Consider the following 21957-nt stretch of genomic DNA (forward strand, 5'->3'; position numbering starts at 1 on the left):
CATCACACCGTGCGCCCGTCATACCGTCCGACGGGCGCCGGTCACCCCGCTCACGTCCGCGGCCGACCCGGCCGGGCGCCAGGAGGATCACCATGCTCGACCACAGGCTCAGCAGCGAGTACGAGGAACTGCGGCGCACCGTCGCCGAGTTCGCCCAGGACGTGGTGGCGCCGAAGATCGGCGAGTTCTACGAGCGGGAGGAGTTCCCCTACGAGATCGTCCGGGAGATGGGGCGGATGGGGCTCTTCGGCCTGCCCTTCCCGGAGGAGTACGGCGGCATGGGCGGTGACTACTTCGCCCTCGGCCTCGCCCTGGAGGAACTCGCCCGCGTCGACTCCTCGGTGGCGATCACCCTGGAGGCCGCCGTCTCGCTCGGCGCGATGCCGATCTACCGCTTCGGCACCGAGGAGCAGAAGCGCGAGTGGCTGCCCCGGCTGACCTCCGGCGAACTCCTCGGCGCCTTCGGCCTCACCGAGCCGGAGGGCGGTTCGGACGCGGGGGCGACCCGCACCACGGCCCGGTACGACGAGGCCACCGACGAGTGGGTCATCAACGGGACCAAGTGCTTCATCACCAACTCCGGCACCGACATCACCGGACTGGTCACCGTCACCGCACTGACCGAACCGCTCGCTCGTTCGAGTGAAGAGGGCGAATTCCGCTCGCCTGTACGGGAGATCTCCTCCATCATCGTGCCCACCGGGACCCCCGGCTTCCAGGTCTCGAAGAAGTACTCGAAGGTCGGGTGGAACGCATCCGACACCCGCGAACTGTCCTTTACCGACTGCCGCGTTCCCGCGGCCAACCTGCTGGGCGAGCGTGGCCGAGGCTACGCCCAGTTCCTGCGGATCCTCGACGAGGGCCGCATCGCGATCGCGGCCCTGGCCACCGGCCTGGCCCAGGGCTGCGTCGACGAATCCGTGAAGTACTCCGGCGAGCGCCGGGCCTTCGGCCGGCCGATCGGCGCCAACCAGGCCATCCAGTTCAAGCTTGCCGACATGGAGCTGCGCGCCCACACCTCCCGCCTGGCCTGGCGGGACGCCGCTTCCCGGCTGCTGCACGGCGAACCGTTCAAGAAGGAGGCCGCGATCGCGAAGCTGTACTCGTCCGAGGCCGCCGTCGACAACGCCCGCGAGGCGACCCAGATCCACGGCGGGTACGGCTTCATGAACGAATTCCCGGTCGCCCGTTTCTGGCGCGACTGCAAGATCCTGGAAATCGGTGAGGGCACGTCCGAGGTCCAGCGCATGCTCATCGCCCGGGAGCTCGGCGTCGGTTCGTGACGACCGCGTCCTGACGGTCGCCTCCTGAACCACGCCGCCCGGGCCGGAACGCCAGTCAACGCACCGCTCCGCGAGGAGAGTTGGTGGCCCGACGGTGGAGGAGACATCAGGAGGAGACTCAGGAGATGCTTCGAGGGGCTTCGAGGGAAGCCTCGGGAACGACGCCTCAGGGGATCACGATCACCGGGCGGTTGGCCCGCCGCGCCAGCCGTCCGGAGACCGAGCCGAAGATCTTGCCGAGCAGGCCGTGCGTCGTGCCGACGACGATCGCGTCGGCGGCGTACTCACGGCCGACCTCCTCGATCTCGTGGCAGATGTCCCCGCCGCGCTCGACCAGGATCCACGGCACCCCGGTGAGGAAGTCCGCGCAGGCGAGCTCCAGTCCGAGGACCTCGGTCCGGTGGTCGGGGAGGTCGACGAAGACGGGCGGCTCGCAGCCGGCCCAGACCGTGGCGGGCAGCCGGTTGGCGACGTGCACGATCACCAGGCCGCACTGGGAACGGCGGGCCATGCCGACGGCGTAGGCGAGGGCGCGCTCGCTCGACAGCGAGCCGTCGAAGCCGACCACCACGCCGTGCTGGAACACCGGGTCGAGGGACGGCGCCGGGGCGTCCTGCCCGGACGGCTCGGCGTGCCCGCCCAGCGGGTCGGCCGCACCGGACGCCGCCTCCGGACGCTCGGCGCCCGGGCCCAGGCGGCCCGTCACCGGAGACCCGGCGGGGTCGGCCGGGGACTCGCCACGCCGCTGGCGGGGCCCCGGACGGTCCCGGCGGGCGAGGTTGCCCCGGCGGGCGAGACCGCGCAGGACGTGTGCCAAGCCGGACGGGCCGTCGCGCCCAGGAACGGGCTCCCCTGGCTCCGTCGGCCGGGCCGCACCGGCTGGCCGGGCGGCGTCAGGAGCCCGGGCCGCGCGGGTCGCTCCGGCCGGTCCAGCCGCCTCGGCCCCTTCGGCGACATCGACTCGCTCGTCGTCACCTGCCCGTACGCCCGGGACGCGGCCCGAGACCTCGGCGCGCGCGTCGGCTCGTCCGCCGGCGGGCTCGTCCGCGCCGCCGTCCCGGCGGTCGCCCCTGCTGCTGCAACCCTGGCCGTCATCACGGAGGTGGTCGCCCCGGTCGCCCCGGTCACCCCGCGCGTCACCACGCACGTCGCTGCCGCCGCCGTCACTGCCATCGCTGCCGCCGCCGTCACTGCCATCGCCGCCGCGGTCGTCACGGCACCGGTCAGCACGCACCTCGGCCCGGCCGCCAGAGCGATCGGAGGCAGGCCCACCGGCCGGGCCCACGCTGCGAGGCGTGTCCGGTTCAACCGGTCGGGGAGGCTCAAAACCAGCCATGGCTCACGGCTCTTCGATGGAGAGGGGCCGACAGGAGAGGAGAACAACGCTGCCCGGGCAGCAGGCCCGCCCACGGGATGACGTCGGTCTGCGCCGCGCAGCACCGTATGTGACCTGTTCCTTTCAGAGTACGACGGGCATGGGGCCCCGCCCAGCGAGAAAGCCCCGGAGCGACGTCGTTCCCGCGAAAGGGGGATGTGCCGGCCGAGGCAGTGCGCCCCGCCGACAGGCGATCGCGCCCCCTCCGGAAAGGAGGTTCCCTGGAGCTTGACTGAGCGGACCGGGTGGCGCAACAGCCCCACGGGACACCGTGACCGGACTGTCATGGATCGGCGACGATCCGTTGCGGTGTGTCGCGAACCGTGACGTCCGACCTGCCCCGACAGCCCCGGCCGACCCGTGCGTCACCGCCCGCCACGGGCGTCCGGAGGCCGTTTCGGCCACTCCCTACGGCTTCGCGACGGCGTCTGGCATTTGCCAGGTGCATATGTGCGGCCGCTGGCACCATGCTTGGCATGCCCCTGCTCCTGTTCGACCTCGACAACACCCTGCTGCCCCGGGACGCCGCTTATCGGGCCTGGGCGCAGGACCTCCTGTCCGAACACGATCTCCCACCGGGCGACCTCGACTGGTTCGTCACCCTCGACGGTGGCGGCTACGTACCGCGCAGCACCGTACTGTCGGCGGTCCGGCGCCGCTACGGGCTGGACGTCTCCGCCGACTTCCTGCTTGCGCACTACCGACGCGGCATCAACTCCCACATCCACTGCCCGCCCCGCCACATCGAGGCGCTGCGGGCCGCCCGGGCCGCCGGGTGGACGCTCGGAATCGTCAGCAACGGCGGCACCCGGCCGCAGTTGGAGAAGATCCGGCGGACCGGACTGAGCCCCCTGGTCGACGGCTGGGTCATCTCCGAGGAGGCCGACTGCGTCAAGCCGGACCCGTTGATCTTCGAGATGGCCGCCCAGCGGTGCGGCGTCGCCCCGATCGGGGACTGGGCCGAACACACCTGGATGATCGGGGACCACGCGCCCGCCGACATCGCCGGCGCCGAACTGACCGGACTGCGCAGCGTCTGGCTGCACCACGGCCGGCCGTGGGCGGAGAGCGGTTACCGGCCGACGCTGAAGGCGGCCGGTCTGCCGGAGGCGGTCGGCCAGGTGCTCGCCGCGCGGAACGCGCCCTCGTCCCGACCCGGCGTCCGCTCCGACGGATCGCTCCGGAAGGCGGCAGCGGGGATGCCGGTGCGCGCGACGGCGCTGGTCGGCGTACGGTCCGGCGCACGTCCCGCGGTGGCCGCCCTGGAGGGGCCGAGTGCATCCGTTCCTGCCACCGCCGGGACGGCCGGCGAACCCGTCCCCGCAGGCGGGCGCAGTGTCCGAAACCGATCCGGCGGGTTTGCCGTGATCGCCGAGGGCCGCTCCGACCCCGGGACGGGCTCCGGGCCCCGGGTCAGTGGCAGGCCGGGGTCGGCCACGGACGGCCTCCGCCCCGCACCGGCCGTGGCGGCGGTCACGGCCGCAACGCCGACCACAACGGCAGCCGCGACCACCCGCGCGATCCCCCGCGGCACCGGGGCCGAGGGCGCCGCTGCCGCCGCGGTGGCGGCCGCCCAGTAGCGCCCGCCCCCCTCAGCTCCTACGCCGTTCAGCCCCTACCCCGTTCCGCCCACCCACCGCCGGCCCCGCGCCGCCGCCGTCCCCGCACCACCGTCGGCCGTCCGCCTACTCCGCCTCGCCCCGCCCCGCCGCCGGCTCCCCTACCCATCCTCGCCGTCCTCGCCGCCCTCGCCCGCTCTCCCCCTACGCCACCCCGCCCCGGCTACTCCCCGTCGGCTCCACCGAGGTACTGGTCCACCAGCAGGTGCGGGCCCGCTCGACGAACCCGAGCTTGCGGTAGAGCGGCTCGCCGAGCGAGGTGGCGACCAGGGTGGCCGGGCGGTCCGGGTGCGCGTGGGCCAGGGCGGTCTGGAGGACGGCCCGGGCCACTCCTCGGCCCCGCCGGTCGGGCAGGGTGGCGACCCAGTACACGCCGGTGGCCCGGCCGTCGTCGTAGGTGAGGCAGGTGCCCGCCACCGCGCCGTCGACGCGGCCGAGCCAGGCCCGCCAGCCGGGCACGTCCAGCAGCTGTTCCGGAAGGGCCTCACCACGGACCCAGGGCTGTCGGGCCGGCAGCGGGAAGCCCTCCACGATCGCGCGCTCGACCGCGGCGAAGCTGTCGCCGTCCCGCGCCTCATCGACCGTCAGGACGCCGCCCCCGTGGGCCTCCGAGACCGCGGGCAGGTCGGCGGTGACCCCCTCGACCGGCCCTGGGTCCCGGACCATCACCGGCATGACCGGCATCCGGCTGGCTCCGAGACCGGAGAGGTCGAGCCCCTCGTACGGGTCCTCCACGGTGCAGCGTATGGTCGACCACTCGGCCATCAGATCGGCCAACTCCCGCTTCACGGCGTCCGGTTCGTCGTACGGGCGGGTCACCACGAAGCGGTGCGCGTCGTCCGGGGTCCGGGCGCACCGGACCGCGGTCAGTCCCGTACGGGTGCGGGACTGCCAGCCGTGGACCCGGGCTTGGGCGAGCCAGAAGGCGGCGGCGTTGTCGTTGGCCCGTTCGAGCCGGCTGTCGGTGTTCACGGCAGGACCGTAACCCGGCGGTCCGGTTCCCGGCTCGGCCGTACCGGGCTTGGCCGGATGAAGCCTGGGAGGCGCACGACTTCTCCACGTGCGCCCCCTCGTGCACCGCCGATTTTCGGTCAATTTCGCGCCGATCCCTCCCGCTTGGGCAAATCCGCAGCCCAGACCTGCCGGCCGGGCGCACCGGAGCCGGGCGCCCCAGGAACCGCCCCGCGACAACCAGCCACCGTTGCCCCGGCCCTCTTCCCAGAAAGGTCGACGGGTGCCACGCTTCGTGATCGAATGCATCACGCCAAATTGCCATGTCGACATAGCGTCGGATGGTGAACTTGTCACAACGGCAATGGTCCACCCGATAGATTTCGATCTTGGCTAGCAGTGCCGCACCACCCACACCACACCACCGAGGGGGCTTGAGCGCCTTGAGCAGGGTGAGCAGGAGCGACGCGGGTCCTGACAGCGGCCAGGCGGCGGCCGGGAACGCGGGTCGCTCCGCGAGAAGCACTGGCACCGCCTCGATCGCCACCACCCGCACCTCCGGCACTCCGGGCACCTCGGGCGCCGCCCCGCACTCCTCGTACTCCGCGGCGCCCTCCCCGGGCACGGGCGGCGGCACCGGCCACGGTGCGGTGCCGGCCACCCCGGACCACGGCGCGACGGCGCCCTACGGAGGCCAGTCCCCTTACGGCGGCCACCCCGCCTTCGGCGCCCAGCCGCCCTTCGGCGGACAGTCCCTCGGCGGCCAGCCCTTCGGTGGACAGCCCCTCGGCGGCCAGTCGTTCGGCGGGCCTCCCTACGGCGGACAGCCCGTCAGCCGAGGCGCCGTCAGCCCCGGTCAGCCCTACGGCGGCGAACACCCGGGCCATTCCAGCCACCCCGGACACCTCGCCCACCCCGGACACCTCGCCCACCCCGGACACCCCGGCCATTCCAGCCATTCCGGCCACCCGGGCTACGGCGGCCACCCCGGCTACGGCGGCGGCGTTCCGAGCATGAACGGCGCCGCCGTCCCCGGGCCGGCCGGCGTCCCACTCGGCGGCCTCGCCCTCGGCGCCGGCTCCGGCCACGGCCCGCTGGGCCACGGCGGGCCCGGCGCGAACGGCTCCCCGACCCCGGTGACGGCCTCCGCCCCGCGCAAGCTGTCCGGCCGGCGCCGCCGGGAGACCGTCGCGGTACTGATCTTCGGCGGCGCCCCGATCTTCGAGAGCTCCATCCCGCTCTCCGTCTTCGGCGTGGACCGCCAGGACGCCGGGGTGCCCCGCTACCGCCTGCTGGTCTGCGCCGGGGAGGACGGTCCGCTGGCCACCACCGGCGGCCTGACCCTCTCCGCCCCGTACGGCCTGGAGGCGCTCGCCCGCGCCGGCACGATCGTCGTACCGGCCTGGCGCTCGATCTCCCAGCCCCCGCCGGTCGAGGCGATCACCGCCCTGCGCAAGGCCCACCACGAGGGCGCCCGGATCATCGGGCTCTGCACCGGCGCCTTCGTCCTGGCCGCCGCCGGCCTGCTCGACGGCCGCCCGGCGACCACCCACTGGATGTACGCGCCGACGCTGGCCAAGCGCTACCCGCGGGTCCACGTCGACCCGCGCGAGCTGTTCGTCGACGACGGCGACGTGCTCACCTCGGCCGGCACCGCCGCCGGCATCGACCTCTGCCTGCACGTGGTCCGCAGCGACCACGGCGCCGAGGCGGCCAACGCGCTGGCCCGCCGCCTCGTGGTGCCGAGCCGCCGCGGCGGCGGAGGACAGGCCCAGTACATCGATCAGTCTTTACCGGAGGAGATCGGCAACGACCCGCTGGCCGAGGTGGTCACGTGGGCGCTGGAGAACCTGAACCAGCAGTTCGACGTCGAGGTGCTGGCGGCTCGCGCGTACATGAGCCGGCGCACCTTCGACCGGCGGTTCCGCACGCTCACCGGCAGCGCGCCGCTGCAGTGGCTGATCACCCAGCGGGTGCTCCAGGCGCAGCGGCTGCTGGAGACCTCGGAGCTGTCGGTGGACGACGTCGCGCGGCGGTGCGGGTTCCGTTCGCCGGTGGCGCTGCGCGGGCACTTCCGCCGCCAGCTCGGGGTCTCCCCGGCCGCGTACCGGACCAGCTACCGGGCCCGCCGACCCGGCCAGCAGTCGCCCACGCCGACCGGTCCGCTCGGCGACCTGCGGCTGCCCGGCGCGCTGCCGCACCCGGCGGGCGCGGTCGCCCCGGCGGGCGGGCCGCTGTTCGGCGGGGCGCACGGGGTGCCGTCGGCGCCGCCGTTCCCGGCCGGTCCGGGGGCTCCGGTGCCGGTCGGCCCGCACGGACAGCCGGTGCCGCACGGACAGCACGGTCAGCAGATCGGGCACGGGCAGCCGGGCGCGCACGGCCAGCCCGGCGGGTTCGGTCCGGGCCAGGTCGGGACGCCGACCGGCCCGGGGTTCCACGCCCGCGCCGGCCAGCCGTACCCGCACCAGCAGGCCGCGCAGCAGTCGCACCCCGGGCAGCAGGGTGCGGCCGGGCGCGGTCCGCTGCGACCGCCGGTCGTTCCGCCGCAGGCCGGACCGGGGGCGGGGACCGGACGTCCGCCGCGCACCGCCGAGCACGCGGCGGCGGAGGACGGCCTCCCCCAGCCGGGGGTGCGCGGCCTGGGCCTGGGGCACGGGTGGGCGGCCGAGCGGCCCGCGGACGACCCCGGGGCCGGGCGCGGGCACGGTACGGCGGCCGGACGGATGCCGGCGCCCGCCGGTCAGCCGGGCTCCGGCGCGGGCGAGCTCCGCGGTCGGCAGGCCCGGGCCGCGCAGGCCCGCGGCCAGGCCGGTCGGCCCGCGGCCGAGGGCGCCCGGGCGGCACGCGAGGCCCGGACCGGGCGGGACGGCCACGCGGTCCGGACCGGCCCGGAGGGCGAGGTCCCGGACGGCCACGGCGCGCACGACGGGCCGGAGGAGCACCAGGCCGAGGCACCCCGCTCGGCTCCACCGGTCCCCGCGGCGCGTGATCGCGCCGTAGGGTGAGTTGCGTGAATGACCGTTTGGTATGGATCGACTGTGAAATGACCGGCCTCGACCTCGACCAGGACGCCCTGGTCGAGGTCGCGGTGCTGGTGACGGACTCCGAGCTGAACATCCTCGGCGAGGGCGTGGACGTCATCATCCGGCCGCCGGCGGAGGCGCTGGCGAACATGCCCGAGGTGGTGCGCGCGATGCACACCGCCTCCGGGCTGCTGGCGGAGCTGGAGCAGGGCGTGACCCTGGCCGAGGCCGAGGCGCGGGTGCTCGCCTACGTGCGCGAGCACGTGCCGGAGGCCGGGAAGACCCCGCTGTGCGGGAACTCGGTGGCCACCGACCGCGGCTTCCTGGCCCGGGACATGCCGGCCCTGGAGAAGCACCTGCACTACCGGATCGTGGACGTCTCCTCGATCAAGGAGCTGGCCCGCCGCTGGTACCCGAAGGCGTACTACAACAGCCCGCAGAAGGGCGGGAACCACCGGGCGCTCGCCGACATCCGGGAGAGCATCGACGAACTGCGGTACTACCGCGAGGCGGTGTTCGTCCCGCAGCCCGGCCCGGACGCCGACACCGCGCGGGCGATCGCCGCGAAGTACCAGGCCCCGGCGAGCTGAGCCCCGCCGAGCCCCTGCGCCTGCCCGGCGGGACCCCGTCGGAGGGTCGGAGAGGGTGCCCGGGTCCGCCGGAACGAAACCCTGGCGCGAGCACCCTCTCGGATCCTGTAGAGTTCTTCCTGTCGGAACGGGAACGCGAGAGCGGGAACGGACCGGACAGATGGTGGGTGTAGCTCAGTTGGTAGAGCACCTGGTTGTGGTCCAGGTGGCCGCGGGTTCGAGTCCCGTCACTCACCCCAGAGCCTGAGGGGCCGATCTCTTCAAGAGATCGGCCCCTCAGGCGTTTTCGCGCTCCCTCAGCTGTGCACGGCCTCAGTTGCACGCCCCCCACCCTGATGTGCGCCCCGTCACACGCGTTCGCCGGGTCGGCCCCATCGGCTTTCCGGTGACCCCTGCCGCCGAAAGCTACCGACTAGTAACATCATCGCCATGACCACTCCCACGATCGGCCAGATGCTCGACTCCACCGTGCCGATGGCGCACACCCTGAAGCTGGAGTACCTGGAGACCACCCCGGAGCGCGCCGTGCTCCGGCTCCCGGACCAGCCCGCGTACCACAACCACGTCGGCGGCCCGCACGCCGGCGCGATGTTCACGCTGGCCGAGTCCGCCAGCGGCTGCATCGTGCTCGCCGCCTTCGGCGACCAGCTGTCCCGGGCCGTGCCGCTCGCCGTGAACGCCGAGATCGCGTACAAGAAGCTCGCCATGGGCGAGGTCACCGCCACCGCCGTGCTCGGCCGCCCGGCCGCCGAGGTCGTCGCCGAGCTGGACGCCGGCGGGCGCCCCGAGTTCCCGGTCACCGTCGAGATCACCCGCGCCGACGGCGCCGTCACCGGCGTGATGACGGTCACCTGGACCCTGCGTCCCAACTCCTGACCGCCACGCGGTCGGTGGCCCCGGGAACGCCGGCTCCGGGGCCACCGCGCGATGACTGTCCGTGACGGCGGGCGTGACCTCACCACCCGGCCGCTCGTTCTCGATTCACGTGCGAGCCAATCACGCGACCGAGCCCCCGCGATCCGCCCCCCACGGTGGCGCCGGTGCCCACCGCGCGATCGCCCGGTGGCTGCCCCGCCCCCGCGCCGTCGCGGCCGCCGGGGCCCTGCTCGCACAGCTCTGGGGCTTCGGCGCCCCGGGAGCGTACGCGGCCGCCACCGACCCGCTGCCGGCCCCGGCCCGGCCCACCGCCCGCCGCGCGCTGCACGGCGCGCCGGTGCTCGACCGGCCGGTGCTCGACAGCCCCTCCCTGGACGGCCCCGCGCTCGACGGGCAGTCAGCCGAACGCCCCGTCGGGTCCGGACCGCCGTCGGCCGGGCCGCCGGACCGCTCCCCCGGGCCCACCGGCGCGGTCGGCGACACCCTCCGGGAGCGCATCCGGGCCGGCGGGCTGCCCTTGCCCGGTCAGCGGGCGGCCGTCCCCGACGCCTTCGCGCTCGCCTCCGGCCTGTTCGGCACCGTCCCCGCCCAGGCCCGGCCCGACGGGCTCCGCCCCTCCCACGAGGGCGGGACCGCCGACCTGCCCGCCGCCGCCCGGCACCGCGCCGGCGCCACCCGCCCCACGGTGCCCCGCCAGCGCGCGGCCGCGGCGGAAGCACGGATCCAGGAGGCGGCCGCCGCCGTCGACGCGGCCGGGCCCGCCACCGCGCTCGGCCGGACGGCCGGCTCCACCGCCTCTCCCGTACCGGACAACGGCAGGGTGCCCGTCGTCGACACCGCCACGGCGGCCACCTCCGGCGACCGCTCCGCCGCCGCGACCGCCGTCCTCGCCCCCATCGCCGCCGGGCTGCTGCTCACCGGGGCGGCCATGTACAAGCACCGCGGACTGCCGCGCGGCCACTGACCACAGGCTCAGGGCCTCGCCAGCTCCAGGACCAGCTGCGGGAGTTCGCGCCCCGGGATCGAGCCGGACGGGACACTGCCGATCCGGACCGCCCCCATCGCGAGGTAGAACGGCTCGGCGTTCGGGTCGGAGTCGATGGTGAGCCGGCGCAGGCCGAGCGCCGCGGCGAGGCTCCGGGCCTGCTCGAACAGCGCGCGGCCGACGCCGCGGCCGATCCACTCGGGCTCGACGAAGAGCTGGTCCAGCGACCCGGTCGGCGGCGCTCCGGAGACCGAGACGAACCCCACCACCCGCCCGCCGTCCTCGGCCACCACCGTGGCCGAGCGCTCGATCGCACCGGCGTCCAGGGTCAGTTCGGCCCGGCAGGCCGCCATGAACGCCTCGTCATAGCCCCAGTACGCCTTGGACCGCAGGGCGATACCGGTGAGCAGCGCGGCCTCCTCGGGCCGGGCCGGTCTGATCTCCATGGCGCCCCCTCGGGTCGACGTCCGACGGCAGCGCCATTGTCGGCCCCGGTTCGGTCGCCCGCCAACGGTTTTACGGCCGGCAGGCCGCAGGCCGGGCGGGCGGGCGGGCGAGGAACCGGGTACGCGCGGAGCCGCGACGCGAGCCGGCGGGCAACGCACCCACGGGCCGACGGCGGAGGGCGTACGGCGGCCCCGGAGGCGGCGGCCGCTCGACCGGAGCGGCATCCGGCCACGGCCACGGCCGGGGTCGGGGCCGGGGTCGGGGTCGGGCGCGGTAGCAGCGGACCAGCGACGCCCGGCGCCCCCTCAGCGGAAGACGCCCGGCGGAGGTTCCGGGGACGGGGCCGCCGTGGCGTCGGTGGCCGGGGCGGCGCCGGCGGCGAAGTCGGTGAGGGCGCGGCCGTGTTCGACCCGGGCGTGGGCGGGGTCGGAGGCGGCGCGCCGGGTGAGGTCGGCGACCGGGAGCGGGGTGTGGGCCGCGGCCAGGACGAGGTTGCCGAAGCGCTTGCCGCGCAGCACGGCCGGGTCGGCGATCAGGCACAGCTCGGGGAAGACCGCGCCGAGGGTGGCGACCTGGGAGCGGGCGAAGGGCAGGGCTCCGCCGTCGGCGATGTTGGCGGCGTACCAGCCGCCGGGGGCGAGGGCGCGGGCGGCGAGGGTGGCGAACTCGACGGTGGTGCAGTGGGCCGGTGTGCGGGCCCCGGAGAAGACGTCGGTGATCACCAGGTCGACACCGGCCTCCGGAGTGCGCTCCAGCACGTTGCGGGCGTCCGCGCCGCGCACCTTGATCTGCCAGCCGCGCTCCAACGGGAGTTCGGTGCGGACGAGTTCGGTGAGCGCGGTGTCGATCTCGGCGACCTGCTGGCGGGAGCGCGGCCGGGTCGCGGCGGTGTAGCGGGCCAGGGTGAGGGCGCCGCCGCCGAGGTGCAGGACGGTGATCGGGCGGCCGGGCGGGGCGACCAGGTCGATCAGGTGGCCGAGCCGGCGCTGGTACTCGAAGCCGAGGTGGGTGGGGTCGGCGAGGTCGACCAGGGACTGCGGGGCGCCGTCGATCAGCAGCGACCAGGCGGCGGGGCGGTCGCGGTCGGGGCGCAGCTCGGCCACGCCGGAGCCGACGGGACGGCTGAGCGGGCCCTGGGCGTGGGTGCGTCCGCCCGGTCCGGTGGTGTCCGCCGGTTCCGCGGTGCGCGCGGCTCTGCTGCTTCGTCCCATGGCGGCCATTATCGCCGCCGACGGGAACACCCACAGGTCAGGGCCGTTCCGGTCGGAGGCTCGCGGTCCCCGTGCGGCGCGCCCTAGAACGGACCGAGGCCGCCCGCGGTGAGTGTGCAGGCGGCCTCGCAGAGGGCGGAACGGAGCACCCAGGCGTCGGTGGGGCGGGCGGTGCGGCCGGAGCCGGCGGGCGGGATCACCCAGCGCGGGTCGGTGGCGGCGGGCACGAGCGCGCCCGCCGTACAGGAACTGCCGGGCAGGTGCCAGGTCTCCCAGGTGCCGGCCGGGACGAGGAAGGAGACGGTGCTGCCGTTGCGGCTCTGCAGGACGGCTCCGCAGGCGCGGCGCAGCCTCAGGATGTCGACGGCCTCCAGGCCGTGCCGCAGGGCGACGGTCACGGTGTCGCAGCCGGTGACGGGGACGCCCTCGTCCGAGGCGGCGCGTTCGCGCCTGCGGCCGCCGCAGGGGACGCGGCCGCCCTCGACCGGCCGCCGGCCGGGGGCCCGGTCGTCGGCGGGTTCGGGGAGCAGGGCGGGAGCGGCGCCGGCGAGCACTCCCCCGGGGACGGGTCGGTGCTGCGGCAGTCCGGTGGCCATCACGGGCCCTCCTGTACCTCGTCTACCTCGTCGGTTCCGGAAGGCCCGGCCGCTGGGAGGGGGCGCCGGGCTGGGACGGGCCGGCGACGGCATGGGCTTTCCGCGTACCAGGACAACGCGGCGGGCGTCCCGCAGGCCACGGGGCGCATTACAGCAAGGCATGGCATTTCATGGCGGATATCCCGCAACATCGCCCCTTTTGCCCGTGATTGACGGCAGATGTCCCACCAACCGACTGTGGCCGAACGGTGACTCCGAGTACTCTCGGCGCCATGGCAGCCACCCCACCGGCCGAGCCGAACCGACCGTCCCCCAACCTCGTGATGCGCGCACTGCGCGGCGACCGCTCGCCCGGCGAGTTCGCCACGGCCGTCCGCCGGGCCGCCCGCGAGATCGGCGAGCACGTGTCCTGCGACGCCCGCTACGTCGGACGGGTCGAGTCCGGTGAGATCCGCTGCCCCAACTACGCCTACGAGCGGGTGTTCCGGCACATGTGGCCGGACCGCACGCTCACCGACCTCGGCTTCGCCTCCCGGATCTCCGTCCGCCGCCGTTCGGCGGACCGGCCCGGCGAGCGGAGCGAACCACCTCCGCTCCACCCGACGTTCCCGCCCCTGCCCGCCCCGCGCTCACCACGCTCCACTCAACTCCCGTACGCTGCCTCGCCGTACGCGGATCCAGCCGCGCCGGACGGGCCCCCGTGGCCGAGCCCCGGCACGGTGCCCCGGGGGCCCGATGGATCGCCCTATCTCGACGAGGAGAACGACGACGTGCGTCGCCGTACGTTCCTGGCCGGCGGCACCACCGCGCTGGCCGCCGCGATCGGCATCGACCGGCCGGCCGCGGCCGCCGGTCGGCAGGCCGGCGCTGACGGCGCCTCCGGTGCGCTCACCGGCCAAGGCGCCTTCCCCGGTGCGGAGTTCACCGCGCCGTCGCTGCTCGGCGGCGAACCGCTGGTGCCCGGCCGGGCCGGGCCGCTGGCGCCGCTGCGCCGGGTCGGCGCCGCCGAGGTGCTCGGCGTCGAACGGGCCGTCCGGGAGATCCGGCTGGCCGACGACGCGCACGGCGGCGACACCCTGTACGAGGTCGCCGGGCAGTCGCTGCGCAACGCGTACGTGCTGCTCAACGAGTGCGAGTACAGCGCCGAGACGGAGCGCCGGCTCCAGGCCGGGGCGGGCGAACTCGCCATCTCCGTGGGCTGGTTGGCCCATGACTCGAACCGGCTGGCGGACGCCCGCTCGTTCTACTCCGAGGCGCTCGCCACCGCCCGGATGGCCGGGGACTCCGCCCTGGAGGCGCACGTCTTCTGCAACAGCGCCTTCCTCGCCCGGGACGCCGGCCGCCCGCGCGAGGCGCTGCGCGCCGCCCAGGCCGGGCAGGTCGCCGCCCGGGAGCTGCACTCCGACCGGTTGCTCGCCCTGCTGGCCATGCGCGAGGCCGGCGCCTGGGCGCTGCTGCAGGACCGCGCCTCCTGCGAGCGCGCGCTCGGCCGGGCGTACACGCTGTTCGACCGGGGCCCCGGCGAGCGGGACCCGGAGTGGATGTCCTTCTTCAGCGAGGCCGAGATCGCCGGCCTGCAGTCGCAGTGCTGGTCGGCGCTCGGCGACTGGGACCGCGCCAGCGAGCAGGCCGGGCTGGCGATAACGCTCCAGAAGCCGCACTTCGTCCGCAACCGGGTGCTGTACACCGCCGAGCTGGCCCACGACCGGCTCGGCCGCGGGGACCTGGCGGGCGCGGCCCACCACGGCTCGGCCGCCGTCGCGCTGTTCGGCGCCGTGCGCTCGGCCCGGATCCGGAGCATGCTCGCGGACACCGCCGGGCGGCTGCGCCCGCACGTCGCGGTGCCCGAGGTGCGCCGGTTCCTGGCCGACTACGACCGGGCGGCCGCCGCCTAGCGAGTCGCTTGGCAAGCCCGCCTGGCGGGCCGAGCGGGCCCGGGACCGGGGTCAGTGCCCGGCGTTCAGGCCCTCCAGGTGGGACAGGTCGTTCCAGACCTCCACCGCCGGAGCCCCGTACTCCCAGGACAGCACGCAGAGCGCGGCCGTACCGAGCTTGAACCGCTGGGCGAACTCGGGCGGCAGGCCCAGCCAGCGGGCGGTCAGGATGCGCAGCAGGTGGCCGTGCGCGAACAGGACGACGTCCCGGTCGGCGCAGTGCATCGTGGTGGTGTCCGGCTCCGGGACGCCGTGCTCCGCGTTGAGGCCGGCCAGGAAGGCGTCGACCCGGGCGGCCACCTCGGAGAGCTTCTCGCCGCCGGGCACGCCGTCGCGCCAGATCAGCCAGCCCGGGTGGTCGGTGGCCCGGATGTCCGCGCCGGTGCGGCCCTCGTACCGGCCGTAGTCCCACTCCATCAGCTCCGGGCGCTCCACCGCGCGGTCGCCGAAGCCGGCCAGCTCGCAGGTCTCCTTGGCCCGGCCGAGCGGGCTGGTGTAGACGAGCGCGTCCGGCAGCCCGTTCCAGGGGGCCTCGGCGAGGCGGGCGCCGAGGGCCCGGGCCATCGCCCGGCCCTGCTCGGTCAGCGGGATGTCGGTGCGGCCGGTGTGGCGGCCGGTGGCGGACCACTCGGTCTCGCCGTGGCGGACCAGCACGATTCGGGCGGGCATGGGCGGGCTCCTCGCAACGGACGGTGGCAACGGTCGGTCTCACCATTGAGCACCGGGCTCCATGATCCCCCACTCGGGCGGCGGCCACGATCCCGGGGCCCGCGCGGGCGGCGACGGCCGCGCGCCGGTGCCGTCCCCGCGCATCTCCGAACGGCCGGTCCGCACCGCGTTGTCGGACCCGGATGCGACACTGGGCCGCACCATGAACGTCTCGACGAACGTGCCGCCCCGCGGGCCCGCTGAGCCGCTCGCCCAGCGGCTGGCGGAGCTGCGCGGACCGGCCCCGCAGCGCAGTCTGAACGCCCGCTCCCTCGCCGCGCTCGCCGCCAACCCGGGCTGCCACCGCCGCGCCGTGCTCGACGCGGCCGGCGTGGACAAGTCGGCGCTGGCCGCCCGGCTCGGCCGCCCCGCCCCCTTCGGCCAGTCCCCCTTCGCCATCGCCCGCGGCGTGATCTTCGAGTCCCGGCTGAAGGCGGACGGCTACGCCCCGCTGCTGGAGCCGCTCCGCCACCACCTGGGCGTCCCGGCGGACGGCCACGCCCCGCTCCAGGTGCCGGACCTGCTGCACCGCTCCGGGCCGGCCGTGCGCGCCGACCGGACGGCCGAGGCCCTGGCCCGGGCGGCCGCCGACCCGGAGGCCTGGACGCTGCTGGACCACCCGATGCTGCGCCTGGGGGTGGCCGGCAGCACCGCCTACCTGGAGCCGGACGCCCTGGTGGTGCACGGCGGGCGGTGCACCGTGGTCGAGATCAAGTCCTTCCCGGTGCTGGACGGCAGCGCGGACCCGGCCAAGGTCGGCGCCGCCGCCCGGCAGGCCGCCGTGTACGTGCTGGCGCTCCAGCAGGCCGCCGCCGCGGCGGCCGGGCAGCCGCTCGCCGAGGACCCGTACACCGAGCAGCGGCTGCCGGGCAGTCCGCGCACCAGCGTGCTGCTGGTCTGCCCGAAGGACTTCGGCAACCGGCCGACCGCGGTCGCCGTGGACGTCCGCCGCGAGCTGGCCACCACCCGGCGCCAGCTGAGCCGGATGACCGGCATCGGCCGGCTGCTGGCGGTGCTGCCGCCGGACGCCGACTTCGACCTGGCCGCCGACGAGGCCGGCGCACCGGCCCGGACGGCCGAGCAGCTGGCCGCCTCGGTCGAGGCGGTGCCCGCCGCCTACAGCCCGGACTGCCTCTCCACCTGCGAGCTCGGCTTCCACTGCCGTGCCCGGGCCCGCTGCGACGACCGGGTCGAGCAGCTCGGCCGGGGCGTGCGCGGCGAGCTGGGCAGCATCCGTACGGTCGCCGAGGCGCTGGCCGCCGCCGGCACCAAGAGCGACGACCTGGACGGCGCGGACGAGGCCGCCGAGCGCCTGGCCTACGCGGCCGCCCTGCGCGCCGAAGCCCTGGGAACGGCGGCCCTGGGAGCGGCGGCCCCGGGGACCTCGGCACCGGGGGCCGCGGCCCTGGGAACGGCGACCCCGGGAGCGGTCGCATGAGCCTCCTGACCACCCTCGCCCGGCTGGAGGCCGTCCGCAGCGGCCGGGCCGAGCCGCTGGCCACCGTCCGGCACCGGCACCTGTCCGACCGCCCGATGGTGCTGGTCCCGCTGACCGCCGCCGGCGAGTCCGGCGCGCCGCTCGCGGTGATGCTCGGCACCGACCGGGACGCGCCCCGGCTGCACCTGGTGCCGCAGCCGCTCAACCGCACCCTGCGGTTCGACTTCCTGGCCGAGCTGGCCGCCGACCTGCTGCCCTACCTGGAGTCCTTCGCCGAGGACGTCGAGCAGATCGAGGGCTCCGAGAAGGACCCGGAGACCGGCGAGAAGACCCAGGTGTTCCGCGAGCTGTGCGCGGACGCCCCGCAGCTGATCGTGCCGAACGGCGCGGGCGTGCGCCACCTCGCCCTGATCGGCCGCTCGACCCGCTTCCGCCGCACCGCCGAGGACGCGGAGCCGGGCCCGTACCCGGCGCCGGTCCGGGTGCCGCTGCTCGGCCGCTGGCTGACCCACCTCACCGACCGCGCCCAGGTGCCCGGCTCCTCGCTGCTGCTGCCGATGACCGGGCTGCTGGCCCGGCACTGGGCGACCGGCCAGAGCCACCTGGAGGACCAGCACCTGGCCGCCCGGCTCGCCTGGCACCGCCCGCCGCCCGGCCTGACCGGCGCGCAGGCCGCCGAGCTGGCCGAGTCCGCCCGGGACGACCGGGGGCAGCTGCTGCACCCGCCGGCCGGCCCGGCCACCGACCCGCGCTTCGACGAGTTCGTGCTGGCCCCGGCGATCACCCGCTACGACGGCGCCGTGAGCGCCCTGCAGCACGCCGCCGAGGAGCGGGACGAGGCCGCCGCCGCGCGGGCCCGGGCCGCCGTACGGGCCGCGGTCGAGCAGTTGGAGCAGGTGCTGACGGCCGTCCTGCTGCCCACCTGGCGGGACGTCTGGCAGGGCCTGGACCTGCTGCGCACCCTGCCGCCGGCCGGCCACCTGGCGGAGCGCTGGACCGGCGACCGCTGGTCCTACACCGGCCACCGGGACCGGCTGGCGGCCGGCGAGCCGCCGCAGCCCCGGCAGGACGACGCCGTCACCGCCGCCCGCAAGCTCGCCCAGCGCGAGCGCGAGCAGGCCCGCCTCGACGTCCAGGAGGCGCTGGACGACCCGCTGGCGATGGCCGAGCACCGGCTGGCCGGCGAGGCGTTCAGCGGCGTGGTGACGGAGGTGGTGCCGGACTGGGACACCACCGGCCGCTCCCCCAAGCCGCGCCCGCTGGTCACCCTGCGCACCGTCGACCGCCCGCACGCGGACCTCGGCCGCGAGGTGCACCGGGTGTGGGGGTCCCCCCGGCCGGAGGCCGGGGGAGGCCCGGCCGCCCAGAAGGCCGAGATCGTCGCGGTGGACGCCGCCGAGGGCGTCCTCACCCTGCGGGTGCTCTCCGGCATGGGCCGCCGGAAGGACCCGGAGCCGGGCAGCCTGCCCGAGCCCGGCGAGACGGTCACCTTCACCCTGTTCGAGCTGACGGTCCGGCAGTCCGCGCCGCTGCCCGAGCCGGACGACACCCCCTGGACCCACGGCGGCCCGCCCGGCGCCGCGCCCGTACCCGCCCCGTCCGCCGCCGCCGAGGAGTGGGAATGAGAGGAGCGGGAATGAGCCGTCCGACGCCCCCCGAACAGGCCCCGGGCGCGGCCGCCGACGCCGCGGTGGCCCGGATCCTGGCGGCCACCGTCCACCCGGCGGTCGGCGCCCCGCGCGGCGTGGTGGTGGACTCCCCGCCCGGCGCCGGGAAGTCGACGCTCGTGGTGCGGGCCGCCCGCGAGCTGGTCGGGGCCGGCGAGCGGCTGATGATCGTCGCCCAGACCAACGGCCAGGTGGACGACCTGGTCGGCCGACTGGCCGAGAAGGCGCCGGAGCTGACGATCGGCCGGCTGCACGCCGCGGACTCCCGGCCCGGCCCGGAGGTGCTGAAGCACGCCAACGTCACGCCCTCGGACAAGGTCGCCGACCTGGTCGAGCACGACGTGGTGATCTCCACCTCGGCCAAGTGGCAGTGGGTGCGGGCCGAGGCCCCGTGGCGGCACGCGATCGTCGACGAGGCGTACCAGATGCGCTCGGACGCCCTGCTCGCGGTGGCCCGGCTGTTCGAGCGGGCGCTGTTCGTCGGCGACCCGGGCCAGCTGGACCCGTTCACCGTGGTCGGCACCGAGCAGTGGGCCGGGCTGTCGTACGACCCGTCCAGCAGCGCGGTGGTCACCATGCTGGCGCACAACCCGGAGATCGAGCCGCACCGGCTGCCGGTCTCCTGGCGGCTGCCCGCCAGCGCCGCCCCGCTGATCTCGCGGGCCTTCTACCCGTACACGCCGTTCCGCTCCGGCACCGGCCCGGAGGACCGCCGACTGACGGCCGCCGTGCGCCCGGACGGCTCGGCCCTGGACGCGGTGATCGACCGGGCCGCCGAGCACGGCTGGGCCCTGCTGGAGCTGCCCGCCCGGCACACCGTACGGACCGACCCGCAGGCCGTGGCGGCCGTCGCGGCCACCGTCCGCCGACTGCTGGAACGCGGGCTGACCGCGCACTCCGAGCAGGGCGAGGCCCCGCTCGCCCCGGACCGGATCGCCGTCGGCACCGCCCACCGGGACCAGGCGGCGGCCGTGCGCGCGGCGCTGCTGCGGGCGGGCGTGCCGGTGGACGGGGCGGCCGGGCCGGCCGTCACGGTGGACACCGCCAACCGCCTGCAGGGCCGCGAGTACGACGTCACCGTGGTGCTGCACCCGCTCTCCGGGCGGCCCGACGCGACCGCCTTCCACCTGGAGACCGGCCGGCTCTGCGTGCTCGCCTCCCGGCACCGGCACGCCTGCATCGTGGTGGCCCGGGCCGGGATCGCCGAGCTGCTGGACGAGCACCCGGCGACCGAGCCGGTCCAGCTGGGCGTCCCGGTCGCCTTCCCGGACGGCTGGGAGGCCAACCACCAGGTGCTGGACCACCTGAGCGGCCACCGGGTCCACCTGCGCTAGCGACTCCCCTCGACCGCGGGGACGGGCCCGGGCCGCCGTTCGGGCTCAGTCCTCGGTCTCGCAGACCGCGAAGGCCACCACCGAGCCCCGCTCCGCCCGGGCGCTCCACCCGCGCGCGTCGGCGGTCGGGCCGTTGACCCGCACCGGCCCGTCCGCGTCCGGCTGGAGCCGGTAGCCGCCGCCGGTCAGGTGGGTGCCGACCGGGCAGGCCGCCGTCGACACGCCGCCCGGGCCGCTCGGCTCCCCGGCCACCACCAGCGCCGTCTCGGCGGCCGCGGCCGGCGGGGCGACGGAGGCGGCGACCGCCAACAGGGCGCCCAGCAGGGACAGGACGGACAGGGCGAGGGCCGTGAGGCCCCTTCTCACACGCATGGCTTCTCCCGCTTCGACGGACGGCCGGACGCCTCGACGGCGGGCCGCCCCGGTGGCCGCCCCGGCCCGCCGGAACGACCCGCGGGCCGGGGCGGCCGGTACACCGGGAACAACCGGTTCGCATGCGATCCGGAAGCGCGGCGCAGGAGTCGTACGCCCGGCGCGCGCCGGGGAATAGCGCTCGCGTGCGCACCGTTCCGCTACCGGCCGCCACCGCGAGACAATGGACGGCGGCCACGACCGGGCGGCGCAGCCCGGAGCAGATCCCGTTCGCCCCCACCCGAGACCCGGAGGTGTCCGTCCATGCCCGACTCCCCAGAGTCGTCCGAGCCCACCAGGCGCGTGCGTCCGGTGCAGCTGCTGTTCGAGCCGCAGTCCGCCGAACCCGAGCCGGAACGATTCTTCGACCTGGAGTCGATCGAGGACCCGGCGGAGCTGCTGCGCCGCTCCACGGAACTGGCCCTGGCCTTCCGGGCCGCCGCCGAGCGGGCCACGGACTTCCAGGCGGTCGCCGCCGCCCAGCTCGCCGACCCGCGCCGGTTCGACGCGCTGTCCGACGCCGAGATCGCCCAGCGGGCGGACTGGACCGCGGACTACGCCGCCAAGATGATCGAGTACGGCCGCACCCTGCTCCAGCCGCGCCGGCACGAGGACTGAGCCCCCGCGCGCCGCGTCGGCACGCGCCACCGGCATATGCGCGGCGGGGAAGGGTACGCCGTCCCCCGCCGCGCTGTCCGGCGAACCGCGCTTTCCGTCCCGCCGGGTCCGCCCGCCGCGCAGGCTGCTCCCCGTGGAGATCTGGACGCAGCAGTCGGTGACGCAGCAGTCGGCGGTGTACCCGTCGGCGATGAACCCGTCGGTGGAGTACGTCGGCGCGGCCGGGGAGGCCTGGCTCGCCTCCGCCAGTGAGTACCCGCGCAGCATGCGGGCCCTGTGGGAGAGCCGCCCCTGGGCGCCCTCGGTGCTGCCCTGCGGGCGCGCCTTCGACGTGATCAGCATGCCGGCGCTGTTCGGCCGCCGGGTGCTGGACGAGCTGTGGGCGTCCGGGCCGGGCTGCGGGCCGGTCGCGAGCCACCGGGGGCGGCTGCTGCTGTTCGTCCAGCCGGGCGCGGCACCCCGGCTGCGCCGCCTGCTGGCCTGGGAGGAGTGGGCCCGGGACGTGCCGCCGCTGCTCTGCCACGGCAGGGGCGACGCGGTGACCGTGCCGCCCCTGCAGCGGATGGTGAACAGCCCGGACTCCCCCGGGCAGGGCGCCGGCCGCTGGATCGTCGCACCGGAGCGGCGGGAGCCCCGGCTGCCCGGCGCCGCGGTGGTGCTGTGGGCCTGCGTCCGGGCCGCGCGCGAGCCGGGCGCGCCGGTTCCGGCCGGGGCGGGCGTCGTGACCGGGGGGTGAACGCGGGGCGACCGGTATTCGATTTTGGCTCGGCCGCGCGGCGCTGCTAGAGTCTTCTCTGTCAGCAGGCGCCGCTAGCTCAGTTGGTTAGAGCAGCTGACTCTTAATCAGCGGGTCCGGGGTTCGAGTCCCTGGCGGCGCACAGACAGCCGGAA

17 protein-coding genes, 2 tRNA genes and 2 pseudogenes are annotated in these 21957 nt (G+C 76.0%); 14 read left to right on the forward strand and 7 right to left on the reverse strand.

Annotated elements, in window-relative coordinates:
* The first annotated feature begins 92 nt into the window (after nt 1-92).
* On the forward strand, nt 93-1283 hold the full coding sequence (locus ABZW03_RS05535) for an acyl-CoA dehydrogenase family protein (RefSeq protein ID WP_355252631.1): 1191 nt from the start codon (nt 93-95) through the stop codon (nt 1281-1283).
* Between the two features lie 166 nt (nt 1284-1449).
* Here ABZW03_RS05535 and ABZW03_RS05540 read toward each other — a convergent pair.
* Nucleotides 1450-1875 (reverse strand): annotated as a pseudogene (locus ABZW03_RS05540) (universal stress protein); the annotation flags it as partial.
* Between the two features lie 1259 nt (nt 1876-3134).
* On the opposite strand from ABZW03_RS05540, the gene ABZW03_RS05545 reads away from it, so the two are divergent.
* Nucleotides 3135-4238 carry an HAD family hydrolase gene (locus tag ABZW03_RS05545; RefSeq protein ID WP_355252634.1) on the forward strand — a complete coding sequence of 368 codons (1104 nt, stop codon included), beginning with the start codon at nt 3135-3137 and terminating at the stop codon, nt 4236-4238.
* A gap of 183 nt (nt 4239-4421) precedes the next feature.
* On the opposite strand, the gene ABZW03_RS05550 is transcribed toward ABZW03_RS05545, so the two are convergent.
* A complete protein-coding gene (locus ABZW03_RS05550; RefSeq protein ID WP_355252637.1) occupies nt 4422-5249 on the reverse strand; it encodes a GNAT family N-acetyltransferase in 828 nt (275 codons plus the stop codon).
* A 1115-nt stretch (nt 5250-6364) separates the two neighbouring features.
* On the opposite strand from ABZW03_RS05550, the pseudogene ABZW03_RS05555 reads away from it, so the two are divergent.
* The 5 genes and pseudogenes from ABZW03_RS05555 to ABZW03_RS05575 form a co-directional block, all read left to right on the forward strand.
* A pseudogene (locus ABZW03_RS05555) lies at nt 6365-7363 on the forward strand (helix-turn-helix domain-containing protein); the annotation flags it as partial.
* Nucleotides 7364-8238: 875 nt separating this feature from the next.
* Complete coding sequence (gene orn / locus ABZW03_RS05560) at nt 8239-8841, forward strand: oligoribonuclease (RefSeq protein ID WP_355252640.1); 603 nt, start codon at nt 8239-8241, stop codon at nt 8839-8841.
* A gap of 163 nt (nt 8842-9004) precedes the next feature.
* Nucleotides 9005-9080: transfer RNA gene (locus ABZW03_RS05565), tRNA-His, on the forward strand.
* A gap of 190 nt (nt 9081-9270) precedes the next feature.
* Nucleotides 9271-9717, forward strand: a complete 447-nt coding sequence (locus ABZW03_RS05570; RefSeq protein ID WP_189919419.1) for a DUF4442 domain-containing protein — start codon at nt 9271-9273, stop codon at nt 9715-9717.
* A gap of 109 nt (nt 9718-9826) precedes the next feature.
* On the forward strand, nt 9827-10681 hold the full coding sequence (locus ABZW03_RS05575; protein WP_355252643.1) for a hypothetical protein: 855 nt from the start codon (nt 9827-9829) through the stop codon (nt 10679-10681).
* An 8-nt stretch (nt 10682-10689) separates the two neighbouring features.
* Here ABZW03_RS05575 and ABZW03_RS05580 read toward each other — a convergent pair whose 3' ends face one another.
* The 3 genes from ABZW03_RS05580 to ABZW03_RS05590 form a co-directional block, all read right to left on the reverse strand.
* Nucleotides 10690-11148 carry a GNAT family N-acetyltransferase gene (locus ABZW03_RS05580; RefSeq protein WP_355252645.1) on the reverse strand — a complete coding sequence of 153 codons (459 nt, stop codon included), beginning with the start codon at nt 11146-11148 and terminating at the stop codon, nt 10690-10692.
* Nucleotides 11149-11454: 306 nt separating this feature from the next.
* Nucleotides 11455-12360: a fused MFS/spermidine synthase gene (locus ABZW03_RS05585; protein WP_355252647.1), complete on the reverse strand. Its 906-nt coding sequence runs from the start codon at nt 12358-12360 to the stop codon at nt 11455-11457.
* A gap of 83 nt (nt 12361-12443) precedes the next feature.
* Nucleotides 12444-12956 (reverse strand): hypothetical protein, encoded by a 513-nt coding sequence (locus tag ABZW03_RS05590; protein ID WP_355252649.1) that lies wholly within the window; start codon nt 12954-12956, stop codon nt 12444-12446.
* A 272-nt stretch (nt 12957-13228) separates the two neighbouring features.
* On the opposite strand from ABZW03_RS05590, the gene ABZW03_RS05595 reads away from it, so the two are divergent.
* Nucleotides 13229-14851: a tetratricopeptide repeat protein gene (locus tag ABZW03_RS05595; RefSeq protein ID WP_355252652.1), complete on the forward strand. Its 1623-nt coding sequence runs from the start codon at nt 13229-13231 to the stop codon at nt 14849-14851.
* Nucleotides 14852-14902: 51 nt separating this feature from the next.
* Here ABZW03_RS05595 and ABZW03_RS05600 read toward each other — a convergent pair whose 3' ends face one another.
* Nucleotides 14903-15559, reverse strand: coding sequence for a histidine phosphatase family protein (locus ABZW03_RS05600; RefSeq protein ID WP_355252655.1), 657 nt, complete (start codon nt 15557-15559; stop codon nt 14903-14905).
* A gap of 202 nt (nt 15560-15761) precedes the next feature.
* Here ABZW03_RS05600 and ABZW03_RS05605 point away from each other — a divergent pair, with 202 nt between their 5' ends.
* From ABZW03_RS05605 to ABZW03_RS05615, 3 genes are read left to right on the forward strand one after another with little or no spacing between them, the layout of a single operon-like run.
* A complete protein-coding gene (locus tag ABZW03_RS05605; RefSeq protein WP_355252658.1) occupies nt 15762-17036 on the forward strand; it encodes a hypothetical protein in 1275 nt (424 codons plus the stop codon).
* The gene (locus tag ABZW03_RS05610) at nt 17033-18661 is read left to right on the forward strand and encodes a hypothetical protein (protein ID WP_355252661.1); all 1629 of its coding nucleotides are present in this window, start codon (nt 17033-17035) and stop codon (nt 18659-18661) included. The genes ABZW03_RS05605 and ABZW03_RS05610 overlap by 4 nt, the downstream gene beginning before the upstream one ends.
* A gap of 11 nt (nt 18662-18672) precedes the next feature.
* Entirely contained in the window at nt 18673-20037 is a 1365-nt protein-coding gene (locus ABZW03_RS05615) for an AAA domain-containing protein (protein WP_355252664.1), read from the forward strand.
* A 45-nt stretch (nt 20038-20082) separates the two neighbouring features.
* On the opposite strand, the gene ABZW03_RS05620 is transcribed toward ABZW03_RS05615, so the two are convergent.
* On the reverse strand, nt 20083-20409 hold the full coding sequence (locus ABZW03_RS05620) for a hypothetical protein (RefSeq protein ID WP_355252667.1): 327 nt from the start codon (nt 20407-20409) through the stop codon (nt 20083-20085).
* A gap of 303 nt (nt 20410-20712) precedes the next feature.
* Here ABZW03_RS05620 and ABZW03_RS05625 point away from each other — a divergent pair, with 303 nt between their 5' ends.
* From ABZW03_RS05625 to ABZW03_RS05635, 3 genes are all read left to right on the forward strand, one after another.
* Complete coding sequence (locus ABZW03_RS05625; RefSeq protein ID WP_355252670.1) at nt 20713-21066, forward strand: hypothetical protein; 354 nt, start codon at nt 20713-20715, stop codon at nt 21064-21066.
* A gap of 190 nt (nt 21067-21256) precedes the next feature.
* Nucleotides 21257-21802: a bifunctional DNA primase/polymerase gene (locus ABZW03_RS05630; protein WP_355252679.1), complete on the forward strand. Its 546-nt coding sequence runs from the start codon at nt 21257-21259 to the stop codon at nt 21800-21802.
* Between the two features lie 68 nt (nt 21803-21870).
* Nucleotides 21871-21944: transfer RNA gene (locus ABZW03_RS05635), tRNA-Lys, on the forward strand.
* The last annotated feature ends 13 nt before the right edge of the window (nt 21945-21957 follow it).

Origin of the sequence: Kitasatospora sp. NPDC004799 (genome assembly GCF_040609095.1) — a bacterium.
In the GTDB taxonomy this organism is placed as follows: domain Bacteria; phylum Actinomycetota; class Actinomycetes; order Streptomycetales; family Streptomycetaceae; genus Kitasatospora.

Bases quoted from the DNA above. Each gene is read 5' to 3' on its own strand.
- ABZW03_RS05535 (WP_355252631.1), top strand. From the start codon at position 93: ATGCTCGACCACAGGCTCAGCAGCGAGTACGAGGAACTGCGGCGCACC.
- ABZW03_RS05545 (WP_355252634.1), top strand. From the start codon at position 3,135: ATGCCCCTGCTCCTGTTCGACCTCGACAACACCCTGCTGCCCCGGGAC.
- ABZW03_RS05570 (WP_189919419.1), top strand. From the start codon at position 9,271: ATGACCACTCCCACGATCGGCCAGATGCTCGACTCCACCGTGCCGATG.
- ABZW03_RS05580 (WP_355252645.1), bottom strand. From the start codon at position 11,148: ATGGAGATCAGACCGGCCCGGCCCGAGGAGGCCGCGCTGCTCACCGGT.
- ABZW03_RS05585 (WP_355252647.1), bottom strand. From the start codon at position 12,360: ATGGGACGAAGCAGCAGAGCCGCGCGCACCGCGGAACCGGCGGACACC.
- ABZW03_RS05590 (WP_355252649.1), bottom strand. From the start codon at position 12,956: ATGGCCACCGGACTGCCGCAGCACCGACCCGTCCCCGGGGGAGTGCTC.
- ABZW03_RS05595 (WP_355252652.1), top strand. From the start codon at position 13,229: ATGGCAGCCACCCCACCGGCCGAGCCGAACCGACCGTCCCCCAACCTC.
- ABZW03_RS05600 (WP_355252655.1), bottom strand. From the start codon at position 15,559: ATGCCCGCCCGAATCGTGCTGGTCCGCCACGGCGAGACCGAGTGGTCC.
- ABZW03_RS05605 (WP_355252658.1), top strand. From the start codon at position 15,762: ATGAACGTCTCGACGAACGTGCCGCCCCGCGGGCCCGCTGAGCCGCTC.
- ABZW03_RS05610 (WP_355252661.1), top strand. From the start codon at position 17,033: ATGAGCCTCCTGACCACCCTCGCCCGGCTGGAGGCCGTCCGCAGCGGC.
- ABZW03_RS05615 (WP_355252664.1), top strand. From the start codon at position 18,673: ATGAGCCGTCCGACGCCCCCCGAACAGGCCCCGGGCGCGGCCGCCGAC.
- ABZW03_RS05620 (WP_355252667.1), bottom strand. From the start codon at position 20,409: ATGCGTGTGAGAAGGGGCCTCACGGCCCTCGCCCTGTCCGTCCTGTCC.
- ABZW03_RS05625 (WP_355252670.1), top strand. From the start codon at position 20,713: ATGCCCGACTCCCCAGAGTCGTCCGAGCCCACCAGGCGCGTGCGTCCG.
- ABZW03_RS05630 (WP_355252679.1), top strand. From the start codon at position 21,257: ATGAACCCGTCGGTGGAGTACGTCGGCGCGGCCGGGGAGGCCTGGCTC.